Below are 25489 nucleotides of genomic sequence, written 5' to 3' on the forward strand. Positions count from 1 at the left end.
AACCTATTTCAGTATAAGACATCCAGTACACTATTGGTAGGGAATTAGTACACTCCCGGTACACTCCCCGTACACTCTTCGTACACTTTTCGTATGTTAATTGTGATTAATTTGCAAATAAAAATGATGTATCCTGTCATATAACGCCTGATCAGGTCTATTTCTGCCATTTTGGTCATATGATGCCATTGTGGACATCTTTTTTCTTTCCACTCTTCATCTTTGTGTTGTCAACAAAAAATTAAAATCATGGTAAAACAAAAAAGTTTAATCAAGTGTATAGTAGATTTTTTCTTTATCAAACCTTGTCATCAGAGTGATGTAGTTCGTATGAAAAGCGGTTTATACACATCTCAAATCTACACGTATTCCAATTTTAAGATGAAGCTTGAAAATATGGTTACATTTTGTCCTGTGGTGCGTAAGGCTCTTCTGTATGTACGATTAAACAATTTGCTGATGCTACTCATAAGTAACAGATTGTCTTTGCTGGTTTATCGGAATCAGAATGCCAAGGTGATCAATGGAGGCGAAAGGCATATGGGAGGTAAATATTCATGTTGATCCGATGAGGTGTATCTTGATTGATGCAAGAGTGTCAAAGCGAGGATGATGTTTTTGTACTTATGTATTTTTAATTAATAGAAGGATTGTTGTCTGAATCATCCAATAATAACTTGATCAAATCGTATTCTGCCTGCCAAATATCTTTTTTGGCTTTTTGGTAACTAATGACTGATTCGTGGTATTCTGTCAAGATCAATCTACCTCCACGATAGGCAGAATCTTGTTCTTTTACAGCTTGAGCGGCTAATTTTTCAATGTGGTGAAGGCGATCAATCTTCAGCTGGGCAGTCTTAATTTTAGTATTCTGTTGCTGTGTTTTGATCTGGTCAATGTGCTGTTCTTCTTGTAATTGCAATTCCAAAACATGAGCATTTAGTATTTCTTTTTTTAATGTAGGTTGCGCTGTGAAATAAGCAGAAAGGGGGATACGGAGTGCAATATTGACATAACTATTTCCATACCAAGCATTATTTTTATCGAGGCGAAATTCATTGCTGAAATATTGTTTTCCTAAATAGGCATTTGCAGTTAATGTCGGTAGTAGTTGCTTTTTAATGCTCCTTCTCTGCAAGAGATTGATCTGCTGATCAAGCGCTATAGATTTGATGGCAAAATTTTCTTTTTTGAGGTGTTCGACAAAGCCCTTGATAGCTTCGATATTTGAACTTAAAGTCTGTGTGTTTTCTAAGTTGGTATATTTACGTAGCTCTAGGTCTGCATCTATGAGAACAGACCATGCTTCATATAGAGTAATGCGTTTGCGCTCGTATTCTTGTTGGGCGCTAAGGTATTGATTGGATGGAAGTCGTCCCGCTTCATAACGCGCTTTGCTAATCTGTAAAATATCCGCATAAGATGCAGAATCTTTTAATGCCATTTCATATTGTTGTGTGGTGAGTACAACAGAAGCGTATGCTAATGTCGCATCATGTTTCCAATCTTGTTTATGTTGATCTCTAATGATTTCCGCTTTTTGGATTTCTAGGGACTGCTGTTTTTCATTAAGCTGTCGTTTAGGATCAAATAAGCTCCACTCCATTTGGATCCCAGCTTTAGAAGACCATTTAGTAGCAAACTTTAAGGGTATAATAGCTCCATCCAATGCATTGGGGTCAAAAGCGATGGCGGGTACTGGTGTTGTTGGAATAATGAGATTGCGCTGCAAATTTGCATCTATATAAAATACTGGAATGCGATTGCTTTTTATTTCTTTTAATTCCTGTTCTTTGATTTCTTTACGTAGTAAATCTTGCTGGTGAGTGAGGCTTTGATCGACATTGTTCCATAATTGTTCTATGCTCAAGGCCTGCGCTTGAACGAAGATTGGAAAAATGGCCAGTATAATGATTACAATCTTTTTCATACTAAAAAACAGACGCTGGTTCCAGTTTAGCAATTTTACGAACCGCAAATAATGAACCGCCAACTGAAATAATTAAAGTGATCAATAATAAAAATAAAGCAAATATTGGTGAAATGTCAATAACTAAACCTGATCCTGCTACACCAAACTTGAATCCGATAAGTAAAAGCATGGCAATCAAATAACCTATTATAGCATATAAAAAAGCTTGTGCTATAATGAGCTTATTGACATAACTTTTTTTCGCTCCAATAGCTTTTAATGTACCATAGTCTTTGATTCTGTCTAAAGCTGAAGAATAGAGGGTGAGTCCAATGATGAAAAATCCACTGATCATGGCAAAAAGGACCAATGTACCGAAGCTCATGCCCATATTGGATGTTACCAAGATTTCTTTGATTGTAGATTTTTGCAATTTTTTGGCATCCCAAGCCCGCAATTGTGGAAATAGTTGCGTAATCTCATTACTGATCTTTTCTTTATCTGTTCCGGGTTTTAATCTAGCAATGATGATATTCACTTTAAACGGTGGGACATTTCCTAAGAGTCTTGCATTGTTGGTGGAGGTGTACATCAGACTGGCTCCGAATGCTTGTGCTTGTTTTGTTATCAAACTTATTTTAGCCCTTTGTCCATTGATTTCAATAGCTTTGTTGACGAATAGGGTGGTATTCCAGGTTTTTGAACTAAAAAATTCAGCTGATACTGAGCCTGGATCTGTGAGTGAGGATAATATCCCTTCTTTTATCCGATCTTGATCAGGACCCATAACATAATCTGGAGCATCGGCTCCAACTAAAGTCACTGAAGCTGTTTTTCCATCTAAAAAGGTAGCTCGAGCTGGTGCTAGGATCACTGGAAAAGTTTGCGCTATATCGGGTAAGCTTCCGATTTGTTGTACTAATCGCTGATCGAGACTATTGACTGTATTGATATTGCTACTCTGGGCTTCTATGATCCATAGATCGTTATCTTGAACAGGAGCGTTTCCTACTAGATTACCCATTAGCCCCATTAGAAAAAAAAGAAGTCCCAATTGTTGACCGATTAGAAATATACTGATCACAATAGCGGTGATAATACCGACACTTTTTGCTCGGTCGTATTTGATGAATTTATAGGCCAATCTCAACATATTACTTGATCTTGATCGTACAGTCTACTTTTGCGTTAATGGCCAGTTCGTTGTTCGTACTTAGCTGTATTTTGATTTTTCGAACACGACGGTCTTCGCCTTCATTTGCGGTTTCATAAAGGATGGATTTATTGGATAATATAGGACTTGTATAAATGACATGTCCCTCTATTGCTTTATCTTTTCTTCCCACTTGGGAAATGGTGACCAACTGACCAACTTTCACGTCTTGCGCAAATAATTCATCTACTTCGGCCTCTACAATTGGTTCAACTACATTTACTATTTTTCCAAGCTCAGTCGTACTACTGATACTTTGTCCAACATGAGCCGTTAAATCCATGACGATTCCTGATTTACGCGCTTGAATAGTAAAATCTGTAACCAAATTTTTTGTTTTCTGTATCTGTAAATATTGTTCCTTTTCGGCAATCTGTTGAGCTTTGTATTTTTTTTGAAGTCCTTCTAGTATAAATTGTTCTTGACGCCAGTTGGAGTAATCTGTTTCCATTACTTCTCTTGTCTCCGCATTTTTGGAAAATAGTTGTTTTGAAGTTTCATATTTATCTAGCAATTCTTGCACATGTAGTTTCCCTCTATGGATATCCTCCAGTGATATTGCGTTTTGAGCTTTTATACTGTTGAGCTTTGCCTGCTCTTGTTTGATATCCAACGGAGCATTTCCTTGCTCAAGCTGGATAAGAATCTGTCCTTTTGTTACCGAATCACCTTCTTTGACCAATACTTCCTTAATCAGTGCTGGGGTGGTACTAGCAATAAGGGCCCAATCTTCTGCTGGAATAATTTTTCCTATTGCCTTTACTTCGCTTACCTGTTTTAGGATCTGGTCGCTGCTTTGGGTAGCTTTTGGTTTCTTATCCGAACTGCATGCACCTGCAATCATGGCAATGACCATCATGATCGTTAACCTATTTGTAATCTTCTTCATTTCTAATTGCATCTGAAACTTTTCCTTCTTCGACATATATTACTTTGTCCGCATATTGGCGCAGTCGTAAATCATGAGTGACGATGACGACTACTTTGTTTTTAGAAGCTAGTGTTTTGAGCTCTTTCATAATGCTCTCAGCGCTTTTTGCATCTAATGAAGCTGTAGGTTCATCACAAAGAATCATGGATGGACTTGTTACTAAAGCTCGTGCTATGGCCACTCGTTGCTTCTGTCCACCACTGAGTCTTTTTGGAAGCGTATACATACGGGTAACTAATCCGACTTCTTCCAAAGCTATTTTTGCTCGTTTGGTCGCCTCATTTTTTTTTATTCCTTGTAATATAAGTGGTTGCATGACATTTTCTAAAGCGTTTAATGGTTCGATAAGGTTAAACTGCTGGAAAATAAAGCCTATTTCATGTAGGCGTAATGTCGCTAAATCTGATTCTTTTAATTCGCTCACTTTCTTGCCTTTATATATGACTTCACCTTCTGTTGGATAGATCACAAAACCTAGAATCGATAATAGCGTAGTCTTTCCGCTGCCCGATGGGCCCATAATCAAGGTCAATTTATTCGTTTCAAAACTGATAGTCGTGCTGTCTAATGCAGTTATGGTCGTATCGCCTGTCTTATAAATCTTTTTGACATTTTCTAATGTGACGATTTGCTCTGGCATATCATATTTTAGTAAAAACAACTATAGTGAGGCCATGTTTGCCTTAGATATACGAATATCGACAAAATTTTAGACACCAAGAAAATGTAAAAAAAATCAATCTTTGGGATTTGATAATAACACTCCCGTACTTAACGTATAGGAGTGTTTTTAAGCTTCATTTAATGATTTTTTGGTACAAGAATCGTTTCCTCTAAAATGGGGATGTTCATGTCCTAAGTTTTGTTACTGATCCAAAAACTCAGCAACAAAAGTGTCGAAGGCTTGTGGATTTTCTGCTTGTACCCAGTGACCGGAATTGGGAATAGTTTTGATCGTAGCTTTTGGAAATTGAATTTCGATGTTTGTCTTGTCTTCTGGAAGTATATATCGAGATTTTTCGCCTGCTAAGAATAAAGTTGGGCCTTCAAATACTCCTGATTTGATCCCTACGGTAATGAAATCAGTATATTTTCCTTTTAAAACATCTAAATTAAAACGCCAACCTAGTTTTCTATTTTCTTTGATGTAGACGTTTTTTAATAAAAATTGAATTACACCGGGCTCTTTGATATATTTTTCGAGCGCGGTCTGCACATCTTTTCTATTTTCGACATTTTCAATATTTACGGCACTTAGGGCATTGAATATATCTTCATGATGCGGCGGATATGGTTTCGGTGCAATATCTGCCACAATAAGCTTTCTTACTTTTTCGGGATGGTCGATTGCAAATTGCATCGCAACTTTACCACCTAGTGAATGCCCTAAAAGATCAATTTTATCTGCTCCAATTGCTTTGATATAAGTATATAAATCATCGACCATGGCTTCTATAGACATCTCATCGCTATGAAAACTCCGACCATGATTACGCAGATCCAGCAGATGTACCTGCCTTTTTTCACCGAAACTGCGACCAAAAGTCCCCCAATTGTCCGACATGCCAAATAATCCATGTAAAACCACTAAAGGAATACCTGTGTTTTGTGCTCCATATATCTTGCTGTATTGTAGTTCTTCCAATGTTAATCTGTTTTAATAAATGCTTCAGTTCTTATTCAAAATTACTAAAATTAATTTATAGGGTTGTACTATAAATCCATTTGCATCACTTATATTGGTTGTAAGTGAGATCGATTTTATAATAAATATTGCTCGTAACTCCATCCGAGTAAACTGCTGCTCCTATGATTTTGTAAACTGGTGCCTGCAGTATCTTTTTATGATGGCCGTACGTTTTTACATACTGTCGGAAGTAAATGGCTGAATAGATGATAGTATCAATTGCTGAAAATATTAATGTAGATTTGTACTATTAAAGAGGCTAGATGGTCTGAAGAATATATATAATAAGCAGTAATGATAGCAGATTTTTTTCGCGATTTTGAAATATTTACAGAACAGGAAATTAGTAAAGTGATTCAACTTTTTGAATTGAGGGTTTTGGATAAAGGTGATTATTTTGTTCGTGAAAATCAAAGATGTAATGAAGTCGCATTTATACAATCGGGAATTTTTCGTTCATTTTATACAACTCCTAAGGGCGATGATATTACGTATTGTTTTCGATTTCCAAATGATTTGATTGCGGCCTATTCATCTTTTATAACAGGAAACCCAAGTGTAGAAGCGATACAGGCTATTTCTCAGGTGTCACTGTTGGTGATTCAAAAAAATAAACTTGATGAATTAGTGCTTGAAAATCAGATCTGGACCCAATTTCTTAAAGTTATTGCAGAGCAGCAATATCTTGAATTGGAAAAGCGGGTGTTTCAATTGCAAAAGGAAACTGCTGCACAACGATATGCTTCTTTACTCAAAAATCAACCGCAATTTATTTTACAAATCCCGTTACACTATTTAGCTTCTTATCTCGGAATTACCCAACGTCATTTGAGCCGTATTAGAAAAGAGATCACTTTTTAGTTGTTCATGTGCTATTGATTCATAGACGTGATACCTAGCTCTTAAGTTTTATTATAAATGCATCTTTAAACCTGCAGATGCGTAGGGAGATGCTCGGAAGTAATATTCTTTATCTTGAAACATACTTTTCAATGTTCTATCTGTGATCTGAGCTGGTCGCCACAGATTCATGCCAATGGTTAGCTGTATTGATATCTTTTTTCCGATTTTTATTTCTGGGCGAAAACCAGCAATCATATATAAATGTGAAAACATTTTGTCTTTTCCTTCTTGTTGTAGTAAGGCTGTTTGCCCATTCATTTCTGCAATAAGATTCAATCTTAGGTTTTTCGTAAAATCGTATCCTACTGACATTTCTAAACCTTGCATTAGAGCTATCCTTACCGCATATTTTCCTTCGGTTTTCCAATTGAGGTAAAGGGCAGGAAAGACCATTGGGAAATTTCATTTTTATTAAGACAATTGGTAGGTACTTTACCCTTTATTTTTATTTCCAACGACGATGTGTCCACAACCACCAACTAGGGTCTTCTTGTATACTTTTTTCTAGCATAGAGGCAAATCTTTTTGTTATCAATCCTTCTGATGTCGTAGCAGCATGATCACAGATGGGTTTAATATCAAGTTCCCATACTTGTTTGTTTAAAGGTTTTAAGGAAACATACCCTACATAAGTATCTAACTGTCGTGCTAGTTTTTCGGCACCTGAGAACATAAAGGTCGGTTGCTGTAAAAATTCAACAGCAATTCCATTGTCGTGTCCAGGAAATTGATCAGCAATAAAAAATGTGATGGAAGGAGTTTGTTTTTCGCGTAAAAGTGTTCTTAATGCATGCTGAGCAGGTAATAGACGCATACCATGCTTTGTTCTTTTTTTATAACTTAAATAGTTGAAAATTTTGTTTTTTAAGGGTTTATACAAGGCTTGTATTGGTATATGGGTCAATTGTGGAATTTTTGCTATCACCTCCCAATTTCCGTAATGTCCCAATAGAAATATAGTTTGGCGTCGTTGTTTCTGGAGCTTATTGATGATTTCAAGTGCTGATTCCGATAATTGCACTTTTACCTGACTGGAATTGAAATTTTCCCATATAATACGGGCGAGATTTCTATAAAAATTATCACGGTGCGTGTTAATTTCATGATAAGATAGGTGAGGAAAGGAGCGTGCAAGATTTTGTACGCATATGCTTAACCGATATTTGCAAATCTGTCCAATGAAATAGCCTAACATAATAATTGTGTTTTATTGTTCTGTAATATTTTTATACTGTGATTGGTGTAAATAATAATTCCTATTGTATCAGTACTTCAATAAGTATCCCTTTTTATCTATGACAATCGGATGCTTCTTTACCCTTATTCATTTTTATAAAAAAGTAGAGGTCTACGATTGATTATAGTACTGTCCAGAAAAATTAATCTTTATAGTCAAAACTGTTCTTAAGCGACCATTACCTTTTAGACATATGTCCTGTAAAGAGTAAGTTTTCAACGATATTTTTGTACAAAAAAAGATGCAAAAAAATATTTTAATTATTGGGGGTAAAGGATTGGTCGGGAAGACGATTTATAGGATACTTAAATCAAGAAACCCGGATGCTCATCTTTTCGTGGGAAGTAGGAAGACCGCTGTGGAAGATAATGATTTAACGATCGATGTCAATCAACCAGGTACTTTTCAGTCTATTTTAGATAAAAAAATAGATCTTATTGTGTTGAGTGTAAATGATAACGAAGACAATGTTTTACATTTTGCAGTTAAGCATCGTTTGGATTATATTGATATTACAAAACCAACTCCAGCATTAATGAAGGCATACCACGCGGTTGTAGATCATGACATTAATAGCCGAATTGTGTTTAGTTCTGGATGGATGGGGGGTATTGTCAGCGGATTAGTGAAGGCTCATATTCCTAATGATACAGATATTGAAAAGGTAGATCTATTTGTCTATTACTCCGTCAAAGATCTTGCAGGAGAGAGCTCTGCCTATTTTATGGCTGAAAATGTCGCCACTCCATTTGTACGCTATGAAGATAATAAACCCGTGAATATCACACACTTTTTAGATACTGATTATTTTGAGTTTGGTTTCGGAATCGGAAGACGTCAAGTCTATAATTTTGATGTCCCTGATTTGTATATTCTCCATAAAATCGAGCATATTCCGAATGTCTCTGTAAAAATGACCTACAACTCTAAATTTATAACTTGGCTGTTGGGTGCTATGCAACGATTTGGTATATTTAAGAGGCTTTCTCTCAAGAGCAGAAGAAAAGTTTTCTCGTCCAGTGGAAATGGTGATTTATCTGTTTTCGATGTGGTGATATATGCTCGTGATGGGAAACAGAAGAAAATTAGTGTGCTGAGTGAGAAAGGTCAAGCTGAGCTGACGGCTCTATCAACTGTTTTACATATTGAATCATTATTTAATACTCATGTTGAAAATCGAATATACTTTGCCCATGAATTGCATACGAAACAAGATTTACATCATCTTCTAGTTGATTATAAAACGATAACGGTCAATGTAATTTAATAGGTAATGGAAAAGATCAGGTTTTATTAAATTCGATGTTGATAACATACTGTAGTGTATAAATAGGAGGCTATAAACTTTTGAAATTAGGACAGGATGCAAGTGCAAAATGAATACTATCTGATGTCAATAATGATGAGATTGCCTTTGTCTAAGAATATAAATAAATTCAATGAAAAAAATAGTGATAATAAATGGACATCCTAATGCGGATTCGTTCAATTTTGCTCTTGTAAAGGCTTATATTGATGGCGCAAAGCAATCAGGAGCTGAAATCAGAGCAATTACGATTGCAAATCTGGATTTTAATCCCAATTTGCAATTTGGATATAGTAAGCGGATGGACTTGGAACCCGATTTACTTGAGGCGTGGGAAATGATTTTGTGGGCTGATCATTTGGTTTGGGTTCATCCCGTGTGGTGGGGTGGTCTTCCTGCTATAACTAAAGGATTTATTGATCGCTTATTTTTACCGGGGATGGCTTTTAAATATCGACCCGATTCGGTTTTTTGGGATCGGCTTTTGAAAGGAAAGACAGCACATATTATTACGACTATGGATCAACCTGGATGGTATTATCATCTTGTTTATGGACGACCAAGTGTCAACCAGTTGAAAAAATCAACCTTACAATTCTGTGGTGTATCTCCAGTGAAAGTAACTTATATCGGCATTGTTAAAACTTCTGATGAAAAGTTACGTAAAACTTGGATCGAAAAAGTAGCGAAATTGGGAAAAGGAAATCTTTAAGTTAAAGTATTTTAAAAAATAAAAACTGATTTTTTAAAAAATAAGGAGCACAGTAAGTTTTATAACGGCCAACCAATTGAAAAATGAAATAGTTGGTTGCTTATACTTTCCTTAAAGGGTGTACGGATAAAAATGATAAAAAAAGGAGAGGTTGTATTTTTTAACAACCTCTCCTTTGCCTCATATTGACGCTCATTAGATCGTCTTTTCAATTTTGATTCTTTTTTATTAATCAGCTGTCCATCCTCCACCTAAAGATCGGTAGAGATCAACCACTGCAGCAAGTTCGGCTTTCTTAACTTGAGCCAGTTCCAATTCACTTTGCAGCATATTGCTTTGTGCTGTTATAACTTCTAAGTAAGTCGCCATACCCGTTTCAAAAAGCAGATCGGCATGCTGAATAGCCTTCTTCAATCGATTGGTTCTTTCCTGTGTGATATGCTGCTTTTCTTTTAATTTTTGTATTGATACTAAAGCGTCAGATACTTCACCAACTGCTGTAATCACTGCTTGTTTGAATCGAATGACATTTTTTTCTTGATCAATCTGTGCTATTTCATATTGTGTTTTTAGTTCACGACGCTGAAATATAGGCTGTGTGATACTACCTGCGATAGCGCCAAATAGAGATGCTGGTATATTGAACCAATTGCTGCTCTTGAACGCATTAATTCCTGCTTCGGCACTGATCACCAAGGAAGGATACATCCTTGCTTTTGCATATTGCTGATAGGCTTTAGCGCTTGTGACGGCAAGCTCTGCTTGCTTAACATCGGGTCTACGGCTCAATAGATCGGCAGGTACTCCAGCAGACCAATGGTCTGGAAGTTCAATATTTTCCAGTTTTTCCTTGATTGTAATCTCCTGTGGTAATCGACCACTCAGGATATGAATGGCATTCTCCTGTAGATGGATCTGCTGTTCGAAATCTGGGATGAGACTTGCTGCTGCCAGACGCTGTGCATCCACCTGCTCTACAGCTAACATACTGATATCACCAACTTCATACTGTTGTTGGACAATGCGCAAGGTGCTGTCACTAAGACGTAGATTTTGTTGCGCAATCTCATGTAGCTGATAAAGCATAAGCAATTGGTAATATCCCTGTGCTACTTGAGAAATCAATTGTGTCTGCACTGCTTTTTTTGCTTCTTCGGTTTGTAAATAAGAAGCTAATGCTACTGTATTCTGATTCTTTATCTTTCCCCATAAATCAGCTTCCCATGATAATCCTAGTGATGCCGTATAATCTTCAACGTGGTTTTGACCTAGAAACTGTCCTAGACTTAATCCGTTCATACTATTGTTGGATGGATTGGTACTGTTTGCTTTTATCTGCAATTGCAAATTTGGCAAATAGTTAGCTTTAGCCTGTTTTAACATCAGTCTCGATGACTCGATGTTTTTGATGGCGAGCTGCATGTCTACATTTTGATGGATGGCACTATCAATCAGATCTTGTAAAATACGGTCCTGAAAGAAATCTCGCCATGGAATGGAACCGATGCTCGTTTCTTTTGCTTCTTCTTGCTGGTCACGAAATTGTGTAGGAAGGGCAGGGGCAAGATCTTTGTTGCTGATGATTTTTTCTGTTTTACAAGACCATACAACAAAGGGCAAGATGAAAGCCATCAGTATGTTTACTTTTATATTCATGTATTTCAATTTTGTCATTATTTCACTAAACATTAGTATGTGCTGGCACTCTAACACCTTCTGGTCGGTCCAACTCTTGTTGTCCAATAGGCTTTTTACTTACTTTCTCTTGTAAGTATTGGAAGAAAATAAAGAGCACTGGAATGATAAAAAGACCTAACACGACCCCACTGAGCATACCGCCTGCGGCTGCAATACTGATGGAGTGATTTCCTTGAGCAGATGGTCCTACGGCTGTCATCATCGGGATCATTCCTACAATAAAGGCGAGTGAGGTCATAATGATGGGTCTTAACCGTAATTTTGCAGCTTTTAGAGCAGCACTTGCTATCGAAAGCCCTCTTTTACGTCCCTGAATGGCAAACTCGACGATAAGAATGGCATTTTTGGCTAATAAGCCGATAAGCATAACCAAGGCAACCTGAACATAGATATTATTGGATATGTCTGTTAGACTAATTGCTGCAAATACGCCGAAGATTCCTGTCGGAATAGATAGTATAACCGCTAAAGGAATGATATAACTTTCATATTGCGCAGCTAGCAGGAAGTAAACAAATATTAAACATAGGATGAAAATAAGAGTAGACTGCCCACCTGAAACAATTTCCTCTTTGGTCATACCTGAGAATTCGTAAGTATATCCTGTAGGGAGATGCTGCTTTGACACCTCTTCTACCGCGCGAATAGCATCTCCTGAACTGTATCCAGGTTTTGGAATCGCATTGATACCAATGGAGTTGAATAGGTTATAGCGTGATGCTGTCTCTGGACCATATACACGTGTCATGGTAACCAACGTATTGATCGGTACCATATCGCCCTGACGATTTTTAACGAAAATACCGTCCATAGAAGAGGGTTCGGTACGGTCTTTTACATCTGCCTGTACCATAACGCGGTAATACTTGCCGAATCGGTTAAAGTCTGAAGCTTGTGAGCTACCAAAGTAAGCTTGCATAGTCTGCAGAATACTTTTCGTACTGACACCGAGCTGTTCAGCCTTGATGTCATCTACTTGTAGTTCGTACTGAGGATAATCGGCTTTGAATGTGGTAAAGGCCATCATGATTTCAGGACGCTGCATCAGTTCTCCAATAAACTGTTGTCCTACAGTACTGAATTTTCCCAGTTGACCGCCGGTTCTATCTTGTAAAACCATATCGAGTCCATCAACGTTACTAAATCCAGGTACAGTAGGGAAAGTGAACACGAAAAAGTTAGCGCCTTTGATTTTAGATAATTTCTGGTTAACATCCGCCATGATGGCATTGATATCTTTTATGGCTCCTCGTTCCTTATGCGATTTGAGGAGGATAAAAGCGACCCCGGCAGATGGACTCGTTGACTGTGTTAAAATATTGAAACCAGCTAAAACGTTCAATGTTTTTGTGAAATCAGCATGTTGTAACTGTTGTTCTGCTTCGGCTAATGCACTGGATGTACGGTCTAATGATGCTCCTGCTGGCATAGAAAGTGATACAGCGATAAAACCTTGATCTTCTGAAGGGATAAAACCAGTTGGTGTCTTGCGAATCATAACAACAGTCAGAAGTAAAATAACACCTAAAGCACTAAATGCAATCCATTTGTAACGAATCAAGAAGCGAAGACTACCGATATAATTTTTAGTCAATCGATCAAAACCAACATTGAAGCCTGCAAAAAAGCGTTCTTTAAAATTGAGTTGCTTCTTATCAGACTGGTTATGATGCGTAGGCTTTAAAAAGAGTGCGCAAAGTGCAGGGCTCAAAGTCAAAGCATTGATTGCTGAAATAACAATGGCAATGGCCAAAGTAAAAGCAAACTGACGATAAAATACACCTGTTGACCCCTCCATAAATCCAATGGGAAGGAATACTGCCGACATCACCAAAGTAATGGAAATAATGGCTCCTGTGATTTCGCTCATGGCTGATGTGGTGGCCAGCTTAGGAGACAGATGTTCATTCTCCATCTTGGCATGTACGGCCTCGACGACGACAATCGCATCATCTACCACAATACCGATAGCAAGGACTAGGGCAAATAGTGTCAGCAAGTTAATGGAGAAACCGAACAGCTGCATGAAGAAGAATGTTCCGACAATCGCTACAGGAACTGCAATGGCAGGAATCAATGTTGATCTAAAATCTTGTAAGAATAGGAATACGACTAAAAATACCAGTATAAAAGCTTCTATTAAAGTATGTTTAACTTGGTCGATGGATTGATCCAAAGCATCTTTCGTATTATAAAGAACTAAGTATTTGACACCTTTTGGAAAGCTCAGTGATGCTTTTTCCATAAATTCCTGGATCGCAATCTGAATTTCATTGGCGTTGGAACCTGCCAATTGCATCACACCAATATTAAGTCCTGGCTTACCATTGATGCGAGTGTGGCTGGCATAGGTATAAGAACCCAATTCAACACGGGCAACATCCTTCAGTCTTAAAACCGAACCATCTGTATTGGAACGGATAATGATATTTTCGTAATCACTTGGCTGATTTAGTTTTCCTTTGTATTTGATCACAAATTCAAAAGCCTCTTTACTGCTTTCTCCGAATTTTCCGGGAGCAGCTTCAACGTTTTTATCCTGAATGGCCGCCATGACTTCTTCTGGTGTCAGTTTGTAAGTAGCCATCTGATTGGGCTTGAGCCATACACGCATCGAATAATCTTTACTTCCACCAAAAGGCAAAGCTTGACCTACTCCGGGGATACGTTTAAGTTCAGGAATAATATTGATCTGCGCATAGTTGGTAATAAAGGTTTGATCGTATTTACTTTCGTCTTCGGTATACAGATCCAAAACCATGATCAGACTGTTTTGCTGTTTGGCGGTTGTGATCCCTGCCTGTACGACTTCGCTAGGAAGTTGGCTGGTCGCTTGGGAAACACGATTTTGAACATTGACTGCCGCTTGATCAGGATCAGTTCCTAATTTGAAATAAACAGTAATCATGAGGGATCCGTCATTACTAGCTGTGGAGCTCATGTAACTCATGTTTTCTACACCATTGATGGACTCTTCTAAAGAAGGGGCTACAGCACGAAGTACTGTCTCGGCATTTGCTCCGGGATAAAGCGCCGTCACCTGTACTGCGGGTGGGGCAATGTCTGGGAATTGTTGTAAGGGAAGTTTTAGGATTCCGATGATCCCCAATATGACGAGCAGAATGGAGATAACTGTAGCAAGTACGGGTCTTTCTATAAATTTTTTAAACATTTTGTTTGTTGTATTATGTTTAGTTGATGCTGTCTTTCGGTAATGCTTGTGGGGTGATCACTTGACCATCTTGAAGCAAATCAATTCCTTTATAGACGATACGGTCTCCTTCTTTAAGGCCGTTGCTCACGAGGTAATTGGATCCGCTTTTGCCGATGACTGTAATAGGCTGTTGAACTACTTTGTTTTCTTTGTTAACCGTATAAACGAAAATTTTATCCTGCATCTCGAGTGTTGCCATTTGTGGTACCAAGAGGGTATTGTCATATTTCTTCTGTAATCGTACACGACCTGTATTTCCATTTCTTAAAACTCCTTCGGGGTTTTTGAAAGTAGCTCGTAAAGTAATAGCTCCTGTATTTTTGTCAAATTGACCATCTACCATATCGATCTTTCCAACCTGATCATAAATACTTTGATCGGATAGCACCAAGTTGATAGGAGGGAGGTTGTTCAATTTTTGCTGTAGGTCGTTACCCGCTGTATTATTTTTAAATGCGATGAAATCGTTTTCACCAAGAGAGAAGTAAACGTGCAGATCTTGTACATTGGATAGTGCTGTTAAAGGTTGGGAATCAGCTGGACTAACTAAACTTCCCTGTTTTTTTTGTAATCTTCCGATGTATCCATCTGTCGTAGCACGGATCAAGGTATATCCAACATTGATTTTAGCGGATTCAATTGCTGAAATGGCCAATTGTACATTTGCTTGAGCGGCATTACGGGCACTAATTGCTGTTTTGAGCTGAAAATCTGTTAATACCTTGTTGTCGACCAAGCGTGTCTTTTTCTCTACTTCTAATGTAGCATTTTCTAATGCTGCTCGGGCAGAGAGTAAATTGGCTTTCGCCTGGTTAAGTTGCTCTTGATATGGGCGATCATTGATTTTGAAGAGTGCTTGACCTTTCTTAACTTTTGCCCCTTCATCTACAAAGATGCGGTCTAAAATACCCTCTACCTGTGGTCTGATTTCAATATTGGCAGATGCCTCAATACTAGCAGGATATTCTTGATAGACCGTTTCCTGACCGCTTGCAATGGTCATCACTGGTAAGCTAGCAGGTGGTGGAGGTATAGTTTTGCTCGTTCCTGTAGTGCAGCTGTATAAGAAAATTGCCGATAGAAGATAAAGATACTTTACTGTATTAAATTGTTTAACACTGTTAAGTAGAGGCGCATAAATTTTCTTAAAATCTAGTAATAGATGTGTTTTCATATTGTATTAAAAATTGATATATGGTGTATTTAACGCTGTTAGATTTTTTAACGTTGTATTATTTCGGATAAAAAAAAACTAATCAGTGAGTGAACGCGTGATTCCGTAAATCGCATCTTTTAAAACTTGTTGATTGGTAATATCTCCATTACCTTGATTAACCAGATTGATCGATATCAATCCATGTATAATCGACCAATATGTAAAGTACTTTCTACAGATCAATTCTTCTGATGGATCTTTTTCTTTCATAATCTCGCGGATAACATCGCTGATCATCTTACCGTGTGATTCGGCACATTTATATGTTTTTTCAAATCCACAGCATGCGGTTCCAACTCCAAACATTAATTGATAAAGCTCGCGTTCTTGAAAGGCAAAATCCCAATAGCTAAACCACATCGCTTCCAATTGTTTTTCGAGATCAGTTTCTGTAGATTTTGCTTCTTTAACTTTTTGAGCAAGGAGTCTGTAACCTTGGTTAGCAAGTTCTGTTAAGATGGCATCTTTGTTTGCAAAATATTCATAAATCATGGGAGCCGTATATTCGATGATATCGGCGATCTTACGCATACTCAATGATTGCCATCCTTCTTCTTTTACAATCTGAAGAGAGGCGTCAAGAATATTGCTGCGGTTTTCGTCTTTAAGACGTTGTATGCGATCTTTACTAGCCATGCTTTATTAGCATAAATGATTTAACAGTGTTAGTACAAAATTGTGATTTTTACTTTTTATTTGTGACATCTCAAAGTCATTAAATAAAATTGTGTACTAAGATGCCTTCAGGCTTATATAAACCTGTATTTTCTCCTTCTTACATTTATACTATAACTACTACTATAATTGTTATTCTCTCCAATAAAAGTACAAAATAATGGTTAACTAACCCAAATTGCTATCTGAGCACTATAAGAAGTTAGTAATGTATTCCATGCTAAATTAGTTATACAAATTTTGACATTATTAAAATTAGCCATTACTAATAGTTAGCTTTTTATTTCAAAAATACAATTTTTGAATACAAACCACTATGCAGAATAAATATAATTATGAAATTAAATGTAATTCTTTTGTATGTAAAATTTCTTTTAAAAACTTTTCTTGTTATATTTGTTAATATTGGAAATTTTATATTAAATATTATGAGAAAAACACTAGCATCTTTGTTACTCCTTTTAACTATTTATTTGTCATCATGCACAAAACAAGAAGTATTGCCCATCCAAGATAATCAATCAAAATTTGTTAATATTGGCGAAATTACTTATAATTCAACATCAAAAACTTATTATGATAAACTGGGTAAACAAGTAAATTTAGATAGTATAAAACTTACTTTGTTACAAAATCAACATATTGAAGTAACCGCTTTAACTATTATTTCAGATGAACAAGAAACTTATGAAAACGATAATTCTGGCGTGAAAAGTGCTAAAAATAAGGCGTTTTTGGTTGGATCTGCTCATAGCCAAGGATATATAGTTAATATTGATAACCATGTCTGGTGGAGAGCTGACGACTATGATGGAGGGGGGGATATTGGAATAGTTACTCGTGAACAAGCTTTCATCTTTAGACCAGGAGAATTATATATGAGAGAGGGAAAATTTAAATATGCATCTTCTTCTAACAATGATGGCGCAAGACTTTCTAGAGAGTTTCTTTGGGCTTTATACACACACGATCCTTCTGACACTGTTTATTTATCAGATTTTAAGGGACCTGCAATGAAATACCCCTATTAATAAATAAGTTTTATAATGATAATGTTAATTTAAATCTTATTGTTTTAAACTTTAAATATATGGAACTTGAATTATTTATTTTATGTGATGAATACTGACCCTTGGATGCACAATGGTCTATTTGATAATATCACGGGTTTATTGAATATGTATAACAGTGGCATGCAAATGAATACGGCTACACCAGAACAGAAGGCCAACGATCCGCTCTATCCAGTGACAGATCCGTTGATGAAGAAGTTGAATTTAACGAAGGATGAGATTGGAGATATTCAGTCTTTTTTGCAGGCTATAACAGCATCTAAGTATCGGATGAATCGTCCGGATAGTCTGCCACGATAAAGTTTTGACATTAGCTCTTCGATTGTAAGGGTACAAAAAAACCATTCTCAACGAGAATGGTTTTTTTGTGTTAAAATATTTGTTGCTTTTTTGCGTACTTATTTTTGTACGGATAGTGATCGGTACAATCAGAATCTACTATTTGTTCCACCATAATTTATTCGTGATGACATCATCGCCTTGCTGTGCTAGTGCAGCTTGATAGTTGGCTTTGTTGGTACTCTGTTCTTTTATTGGATATACCAAACGACTAGGGACAGCATTTCCGACTTCAGGATTGAAGGTGTAAGTTACTGTTTTTCCATCTATGGTGCCACTCCATACCACATCTCCTTTTTTGATCAAGTATAGTGGATATCCTGTACGTCTCACTTCTGACCAAGACTCGATACTCTGGTTAAAGAGTGCCAAGTATTTTTGCGATAGGACACGCTCTTTGTTGGCTGCAGGCAGCTGATCTAGATAAGCTGTAATGTCTGTTGCTGCTACCCCCCATTTCTCTAAAGATGCACGTGTGCCATTGATGTACTGAGTTTGATCCCAATTGTTATTTTCGGATAATAAGAAGGATACTTCAGCATATTCCAGTAATACCTCGGCATAGTCAGCCGCATTGATAATATCTCCAGGTAAGGAAATCTTGTCTAGGGGAAATAAATTGCCGGCAGCTAAAGGCAATCCATATGGCTGTCCAAAATAGCTACCATTTTCAGTCGTTGGTTTTGCATATTTAGTTAGTCTAGGATCTACGATTGTAAAAGGGCCTCTTTTCCCCTGCAGAGCTTCTACGATGACATTGGAAATAGCAAAATCTTTTCGATTTGCCGTAACTGTTGCGCGGTATAATGGTGCTTCATTTGGAGAAGTCTTAGAATATTTAAATACAGCATTGTCACTATTGGAGGTGAATACGCCTTTTTTTATAGCATCATTAATATGAGAGTTTGCTAAGTTGGCATCTTTTGTTTTGATGCGTGTCGCTAAACGTAAACGAAGGGAATTGGCAAATTTCGCCCATTTACCATTATCGCCTTTGTAAATAACATCAGATGTGCCAAATGTTTTTTCTCCTTGATATTTGATTAATGTATCTGAAGCCTGTTGCAGTTCAGTGAGGATATCCTTGTAAATCTTTTCTTGACTAGCATATTTTGGAGTCAAGTTATCTGGATTCTGTTGCAAAGCCTGAAAATCTGGATCAGCGTTACCAAAGGATTGATACGGAATATTACCAAACACATCAGTTAAAGAGTGGAAAGCATAAGATTTTAAAATGCGCGCAATGGCAATTTGATTGACGTTACTACCTGCTGTTCCTGCGGAAGCAGTTGCTTTTGTTTTTTCATCTGAATTGAGGTTAATAATTTCATTCAGGTTATTTAGTGATTTATAAGTTGCTGTCCAATAATTATCTGAGTAATTTGTTGGTATTTGATAGCGAGACTGATCTGTGTAAATATTTTGTGCAAAGTATTGCGAAAATAATTGTGCCCCTCTTAAACTGATATCTTCGCTGCGCAGCGCATTCACTAATTGTTTTTCAGCCGTCACTAATAATGTCGGCGTTGTTACAAAAGTGGGGCGATTGGGATCGGTATTGATCTCTGCAAATTTAGACTTTGAGCATGAAGATGCAACAAGTGAAATACCGATTACTGAACTATATACTATATTAATTATTTTCATTTTTTTAAAATTTAAGATTCAAATTGAAACCATACGTGATAGGCAAAGGAATATTTCCACCTTCGATGCCCTGGACATTACCGCCACTCGAAGTAAACTCAGGATCAATGTATTTACTTTTGGTGTAAATATTCCAAAGATTGCGACCATAGATATTTACGCCAATATTTTTAATGACTTTGGTGTTGGTCAATTTGAAATTATAACCTAAGGTAACTTCTCTTAATTTAACAAATGTAGCGTCAAAAATTGAAAATGTGGTTGGACCATTGTATTCATTACGTGCCCATTGTTGAGCGCTAATGTTTGTAGTGTTTTGTTGAATATTAGTTACATCGTATGTCCCATCGCTATTGAATGCAACATCGCCTTTAACTCCATCAAGTACAATTCCTGTTTCACGAATATTATTGGCGGCTGTTTTATCCAGAATACCAGAATACATACCTACCTTATAGGTTTGTGAGAAGAATTTACCTCCAACACGACCAGACACTAGAAATCCTAAATTGAAGTTTTTGTAATGAAAGCTATTATGAAAACCAAAAGTAAAGTCAGGAAGAATTGATCCTAATGGTACTAATTGTGAGGTCTTCATGTAGGTGCCATCTGCTTGAATAACACGTTGTCCATCGGAAGCATAAACAAAATCATAACCCAAAAATTGACCGTAAGATTGTCCCTCTCTTGCCACTAATTGGACTAAGGAATTGCTTAAATTTAGCGTATTGACTTGGTCGTCCAGTTTAACAACTTTGTTTTTATTTTTTGCCCAGTTTATTGTTGCATCCCAACTGAAGTTTTCTGATTTGATCGGAGTACCATTAAGAACAATTTCGACACCTTTATTATTCATCTTACCTGCATTAAGATATTTGGATTCATATCCAAAAGACGAAGATACTGGAACTGAGAAAATTTGATTTCTTGTTGTGTTGTTATAATACGTAACGTCCAAACCTAGACGGTTTTTGAATAACTTAAAGTTGATACCCGTTTCCCACGATCCTGTCCGTTCCGGAAGCAGGTTATCGTTTGGTTTTATTGCAGGTACTGTATAAGAAGGTGAACCCTCGAAAGATTGTTCAGCCTCGTATAATTTTGTAAGTTGATATGGTTCCGTATCATTACCAACATCCGACCAACCCAAGCGAACTTTACCAAAACTCAACCATGATAGATTTTTAAATGGTTCTAGGTTACTAAAAACAAAACTTCCCGCTAATGATGGATAAATATAGGACCAATTTGAAGAAGGAAGCGTTGAAGACCAGTCATTTCGAATTGTAGCATCTAAATACAATAAATCATTATATCCAAAAGAGGCACTTCCAAAAACTGAAGCGATTCGTTTGTGATACTTAAAATTATCTATTTTAACAGAATTTGCATTTTTTAAATTGTAGTAATTAGGTAGAATTAATCCTCCCTGGGTTATAGCATAGTTATTTTGCCAGCTTTTGTCTCGGATATTTCCACCAGCAAATGCAACGAGTGAAAATTTATCCCAGTTCTTTTTAGCAGTAGCTATAAACTCATAATTATATTCATTGAGTTTATTGTTTGTTTCTTCATATTGCGATGTGCTTCGCGAGTATACGGCAATACGGTCCTGTGCTTGCAATGAATAGATATCACCGTGTACCTTTGCACCCACGGTTAACCAGCTATTCACATTATATTCAGCTCCGATATTTCCATAGAAACGATCTCTACTATCTTCCATGTAAGATTCATATGCTGACCAGTATGGATTGTCGATAAAACGAGTCGCTTCGGCTGCAGTTGTATTTTGCCAGCCTGTGCGGTTCCATGCTAGTGGTGTGCCATCTGCACGTTTGTAGTTTTCAAGTATTTTATAGTCGACTTGTACTGCACCCCATTGGAAAGCTTCTAATATGATATTTCTATTTGATGCTCCTGTCCAAGGACGACCAACAGAAGAATTACGGATAAAATTAAAGTTAGAAGTAACTTTAATTTTACCTAATTGTGTGCCACCAGAAAAATTAAATGAATTTCGTGTCAAACTTGAATTCGGAGTGGTACCTGCTACATTTTTATTGGTGTATGAAAAGCGGTAATTGGTGCTACCGCTGTTACCTGCAATGGCAAAATTGTTGGTATTAGCTACCCCAGTTCTGAAAAAATAGCTTACATCATTTTTTGGATACAACCAAGGTGATGGATTCAGATAGTTTACTTCATCTTCAGGATTGAGGTTATACCATTGTAACACCGGGGTTCCATCTAGTTTTGGCCCCCAGCTTTCATCGGATGCATAATCCACAATCTTGTAATCTTTTCCATTGATGTTCTGAGTTTGAAAATTGGTCGAATAACCCTGGCCATAAAGATGTTGTCTTTTGGGCAATCGGATGATATTTTCAAAGTCAATACCAGTATTAAGAGATATTTCAACCTTTTCACCCTTTGACGCACGTTTTGTTGTGATCATAATAACTCCATTTGCGGCTCTCGATCCATATAGTGCTGCCGCTGTCGCTCCTTTTAATACCGAGATGTTTTCAATATCATCTGGATTAAGATCCTGGATCATGTTACCAATATCCTTTCCAGCACTACCATTGATCGTAGAACTTGAATTAAAGTCCGTATTGTCAATAGGGGTACCATCAACGACGTATAGTGGCTGGTTATTGCCTGAAATTGAATTAATGCCGCGAAGCGTAACGGAAGATGAACCGCCCATATTACCTCCAGAAGTTGTGATTTGAAGTCCCGCAACCTTTCCTGATAATGCACTTAATGCATTGGTAGGGCGAGTTTGTAGTTCAGTCCCTTTTACTTCCTGTACGGCATATCCTAATGATTTCTTTTCTCTCGATATTCCCAATGCAGTGACAACAACTTCGTTGAGCTGTGAACTGGTAGGTGTTAACTGTATCGTATTTAAACCTGAAATGTTTGCTTGAATCGTTTTAGTTTCAAATCCGATGTATTGTACTTGTAGTGTAAGCGTATTTTCGTTTGAGGGAAATTCAAATAGACCATTTACATCTGTTTGAATTTGCTTTTTACTATTAATATCGGTAATCGTAGCACCTTGAATTGCAGTATTGTGCTCGTCAATTACTTTTCCTTTTATGGTAGATTGTGCGTATAGTGTGCTTGAGCTGAGGCAAAGCGCGGCTGCTACGACAAAATTTGTTGTATGTTTTGTCATGTTAATAAGAATGTAATATATGAAGTGAGGTAGTTTTGTTGTCGGAGATATTTGTATATAATTAATCTTAAATACCTCCTAGGAGCATTCGTTTTATATACATATAGGTAGCATATTTTGTCATTATTTATTGTTAATGGTGCAAATATATAAAATCCACCTGATAAGTAGTCTTTGTTTTCTGATTTTTTGTTAAAAAAATGTTAAAAAGTATCTTATTTACTTTTAAATGGCATTTTGTAAATGTGTTGGGTGTAAGTATCTAAACTTATTCATGCTTATACATGACTTTAAAAAAAGTAGATATCTACAGATATCTACTTTTTGGAATATTTTTATTTTAGAATTATGTGTCTTATCTCGCACCTGGAGGACAGTGCTGTTTTAAATAGTTGGTAAACAAAGTTTTTAAATGTAGAGCTGTTCCAGCTCCTTCATTAATAGAATGACTTCTGTTTGGATAGGACATCAATTGAAACTGTACGTTGTTTTTAACTAACTCATTGATGAGAACTTCGGCATTTTGATAATGAACATTGTCGTCTCCAGTGCCGTGGATATAAAGTAAGTTACCCTTGATGTTTTTTGCATATTTTAAAGGTGAACCATTTTGAAAGTCTGCTAAATTCTCTTGAGGTAATCCCATATATCTTTCTTGATAAACATTGTCATATAACAACTGATCTGCTACAGCCGCAATAGCTATTCCTGTCTTGTAAATATCAGGATACTGCCCCAGAAGGTTTAGCGTGCTAGATCCGCCGCCGCTCCAGCCCCATACTGCGACGCGTGAATTATCGACATACGGCCACTTTAGAATTTCTTTGGCGCCCATTGCTTGATCTCTAATATTGAGCTGCCCAATCTTACGATAGATGCTTTTTCGCCATTGACTGCCTTTTGGCGCAGGTGTACCCCGGTTTTCTAGGGATATATAGATATACCCATCTTTAGCCATACTTCCTTGATATAAATGATTCATACCAGCACCAAAGTTATCAAGGACAGTTTGAGATGCTGGTTCACCATATACCATAAATACAACAGGGTATTTTTTATTTGGATCAAAATCAAGTGGTTTGACCATCCAACCATCTAATTCTATATGATCGATCGTCGTTATTTTAAAAAATTCAGCGATACCATTTTCAGATTTTTTGATTAAAGACTCATTAAAATCGACCAATGTCTTGTGATTGGGCAACTCGATTACCGCATTTCTTTTATATTCTTTGTGGTTATTAAAGTCGAATATGGCTATTTTTCCATTCTTAGCGATATCATATTGACAAGTGCCTGCATATCCTGCTGGAGTTAATCTTTTTGGTGTACCACCTTTAGTCGAAACTGAATATAGGTAGTTTTGTGTGGCATTAGTAGGCGATGCACTAAAGTAGATCGTTTCCCCCTTGGTATCCATTAACTTTAGATTGATGATATCGTAGTCTGCCTTTGTAATCAATTTTTCATTGCCCATGAGGTCAATTTGATATATTTTACGCCAGCCATCTTTTTCCGAAACCCATATAAAAGCTTTGCCATTTTGAATCCAATCCCAACCTGATGGGTCATTATTATTCCATCGTGATTTGATATCTATCCACGAATCACTTGTTTCAGTATAAATATTCTTAGGGGTATTAGTTGCGACATCGACTAAGTAAATATTACTTTCGTTTTGTTTGCGATTAAGTTGCTGCAATATTATTTGTTTGCTATCCAAACTCCATTCCATACGGGGAATGTAGTGTTGAATAGCATCTCCAGGAACTTGTATAGATGTCGTCGCATCTGTTGTTAATTGGTAAGTCCATATAGAGCATGCACTAGGTGATTGCCCGACTTTTGGGTATTCGATAGGTATCGTATAAGAATAGATGCTGTCGGTATTGTTGATCATTAAAAAGTTGCGTATCGTACTAGCATCAAGTTTCCAGTAGGCAATCGCATTTCCATCCGGAGACCAACGAAAACCATCTTTGCATCCAAACTCTTCTTCATACACCCAGTCAAATGTTCCATTAATGATGCGGTCTGTTCCATCTTTTGTGATTTGTTTTATGGTTCCAGTTGCAAGATCTTCAATATAAATATTGTGATTGGATTTATTAACATAAGCCACTTTTGTCCCCTGAGGATTGAATTTTGCAAACATGAGTTGAGAAGGAGGGAATGTTTTTCCAAGTTGGATCAATTGATTTGTTTTTTTTTGATAAACCCAATAATCTCCTCTGGTTTCTTCACGCCATACCCTTTTGCTATTGGTATAAAGTAAAATATGCTCTTTATCTGGTGAAATGGAGAAATCACTTATTTTTAATGCAGCCGATTGACCCTTGGGTACGAGTGCTACACTTGGTAAAAAAATCGTGCGTTGTGCATTTATTGGGTTGACAATCTCGATTCCATTGTCAGAAAATTCATAATAATGACCACCATCTTCAGTCCAAAGTCGCTGCGCCAGGAGCAAGTTTGGGATATAACACAATAGTGTGAAAAAGAATATAATACGTAGTTTTTTCATTTCTTATTTTGGTTT

Annotated in this window: 19 protein-coding genes; 5 read left to right on the plus strand and 14 right to left on the minus strand. The window is 36.9% G+C overall.

Annotated elements, in window-relative coordinates:
* Positions 1-634 precede the first annotated feature (634 nt).
* From B3P23_RS02065 to B3P23_RS02085, 5 genes are all read right to left on the minus strand, one after another.
* Positions 635-1930, minus strand: a complete 1296-nt coding sequence (locus B3P23_RS02065; protein WP_293924129.1) for a TolC family protein — start codon at positions 1928-1930, stop codon at positions 635-637.
* A gap of 1 nt (position 1931) precedes the next feature.
* On the minus strand, positions 1932-3065 hold the full coding sequence (locus tag B3P23_RS02070; RefSeq protein ID WP_045755063.1) for an ABC transporter permease: 1134 nt from the start codon (positions 3063-3065) through the stop codon (positions 1932-1934).
* 1 nt (position 3066) lies between these two features.
* Entirely contained in the window at positions 3067-4014 is a 948-nt protein-coding gene (locus tag B3P23_RS02075) for an HlyD family secretion protein (protein WP_293924131.1), read from the minus strand.
* Positions 3995-4696 (minus strand): ABC transporter ATP-binding protein, encoded by a 702-nt coding sequence (locus B3P23_RS02080; protein WP_108158627.1) that lies wholly within the window; start codon positions 4694-4696, stop codon positions 3995-3997. Before B3P23_RS02080 ends, B3P23_RS02075 begins: the two co-directional genes overlap by 20 nt.
* Positions 4697-4921: 225 nt before the next feature.
* On the minus strand, positions 4922-5701 hold the full coding sequence (locus tag B3P23_RS02085; protein WP_293924137.1) for an alpha/beta fold hydrolase: 780 nt from the start codon (positions 5699-5701) through the stop codon (positions 4922-4924).
* 336 nt (positions 5702-6037) lie between these two features.
* Between B3P23_RS02085 and B3P23_RS02090 the strand changes: the two genes are divergently transcribed.
* On the plus strand, positions 6038-6604 hold the full coding sequence (locus B3P23_RS02090) for a Crp/Fnr family transcriptional regulator (RefSeq protein ID WP_045752134.1): 567 nt from the start codon (positions 6038-6040) through the stop codon (positions 6602-6604).
* Between the two features lie 51 nt (positions 6605-6655).
* Here the strand turns inward: B3P23_RS02090 and B3P23_RS02095 are convergent, their stop codons facing one another.
* The gene (locus B3P23_RS02095) at positions 6656-7039 is read right to left on the minus strand and encodes a DUF6268 family outer membrane beta-barrel protein (protein ID WP_293924140.1); all 384 of its coding nucleotides are present in this window, start codon (positions 7037-7039) and stop codon (positions 6656-6658) included.
* A gap of 52 nt (positions 7040-7091) precedes the next feature.
* Positions 7092-7841, minus strand: coding sequence for a lysophospholipid acyltransferase family protein (locus tag B3P23_RS02100; RefSeq protein ID WP_293924143.1), 750 nt, complete (start codon positions 7839-7841; stop codon positions 7092-7094).
* Between the two features lie 283 nt (positions 7842-8124).
* Between B3P23_RS02100 and B3P23_RS02105 the strand changes: the two genes are divergently transcribed.
* Both B3P23_RS02105 and B3P23_RS02110 read left to right on the plus strand, forming a co-directional pair.
* A complete protein-coding gene (locus B3P23_RS02105; protein ID WP_293924145.1) occupies positions 8125-9150 on the plus strand; it encodes a hypothetical protein in 1026 nt (341 codons plus the stop codon).
* A 172-nt stretch (positions 9151-9322) separates the two neighbouring features.
* Positions 9323-9901: an NAD(P)H-dependent oxidoreductase gene (locus B3P23_RS02110; RefSeq protein ID WP_293924147.1), complete on the plus strand. Its 579-nt coding sequence runs from the start codon at positions 9323-9325 to the stop codon at positions 9899-9901.
* 228 nt (positions 9902-10129) lie between these two features.
* Here B3P23_RS02110 and B3P23_RS02115 read toward each other — a convergent pair whose 3' ends face one another.
* From B3P23_RS02115 to B3P23_RS02130, 4 genes are all read right to left on the minus strand, one after another.
* Entirely contained in the window at positions 10130-11557 is a 1428-nt protein-coding gene (locus B3P23_RS02115; RefSeq protein ID WP_293924149.1) for a TolC family protein, read from the minus strand.
* A 25-nt stretch (positions 11558-11582) separates the two neighbouring features.
* The gene (locus B3P23_RS02120; protein ID WP_293924151.1) at positions 11583-14771 is read right to left on the minus strand and encodes an efflux RND transporter permease subunit; all 3189 of its coding nucleotides are present in this window, start codon (positions 14769-14771) and stop codon (positions 11583-11585) included.
* A gap of 19 nt (positions 14772-14790) precedes the next feature.
* On the minus strand, positions 14791-15987 hold the full coding sequence (locus B3P23_RS02125; RefSeq protein ID WP_248755815.1) for an efflux RND transporter periplasmic adaptor subunit: 1197 nt from the start codon (positions 15985-15987) through the stop codon (positions 14791-14793).
* Between the two features lie 78 nt (positions 15988-16065).
* Positions 16066-16665, minus strand: coding sequence for a TetR/AcrR family transcriptional regulator (locus B3P23_RS02130; protein WP_293924156.1), 600 nt, complete (start codon positions 16663-16665; stop codon positions 16066-16068).
* Between the two features lie 374 nt (positions 16666-17039).
* On the opposite strand from B3P23_RS02130, the gene B3P23_RS02135 reads away from it, so the two are divergent.
* The gene (locus tag B3P23_RS02135; RefSeq protein WP_293924158.1) at positions 17040-17735 is read left to right on the plus strand and encodes a hypothetical protein; all 696 of its coding nucleotides are present in this window, start codon (positions 17040-17042) and stop codon (positions 17733-17735) included.
* Positions 17736-17801: 66 nt separating this feature from the next.
* Positions 17802-18077, plus strand: a complete 276-nt coding sequence (locus B3P23_RS02140; RefSeq protein WP_293924160.1) for a hypothetical protein — start codon at positions 17802-17804, stop codon at positions 18075-18077.
* A 138-nt stretch (positions 18078-18215) separates the two neighbouring features.
* Here the strand turns inward: B3P23_RS02140 and B3P23_RS02145 are convergent, their stop codons facing one another.
* The 3 genes from B3P23_RS02145 to B3P23_RS02155 form a co-directional block, all read right to left on the minus strand.
* A complete protein-coding gene (locus B3P23_RS02145) occupies positions 18216-19763 on the minus strand; it encodes a SusD/RagB family nutrient-binding outer membrane lipoprotein (RefSeq protein ID WP_293924162.1) in 1548 nt (515 codons plus the stop codon).
* Positions 19764-19767: 4 nt separating this feature from the next.
* Positions 19768-22950, minus strand: coding sequence for a SusC/RagA family TonB-linked outer membrane protein (locus B3P23_RS02150; protein WP_293924163.1), 3183 nt, complete (start codon positions 22948-22950; stop codon positions 19768-19770).
* A 355-nt stretch (positions 22951-23305) separates the two neighbouring features.
* Positions 23306-25474 carry a S9 family peptidase gene (locus B3P23_RS02155; RefSeq protein ID WP_293924165.1) on the minus strand — a complete coding sequence of 723 codons (2169 nt, stop codon included), beginning with the start codon at positions 25472-25474 and terminating at the stop codon, positions 23306-23308.
* Positions 25475-25489 lie beyond the last annotated feature (15 nt).

Origin of the sequence: Sphingobacterium sp. UBA6320 (assembly GCF_002440335.1) — a bacterium.
GTDB lineage: Bacteria > Bacteroidota > Bacteroidia > Sphingobacteriales > Sphingobacteriaceae > Sphingobacterium.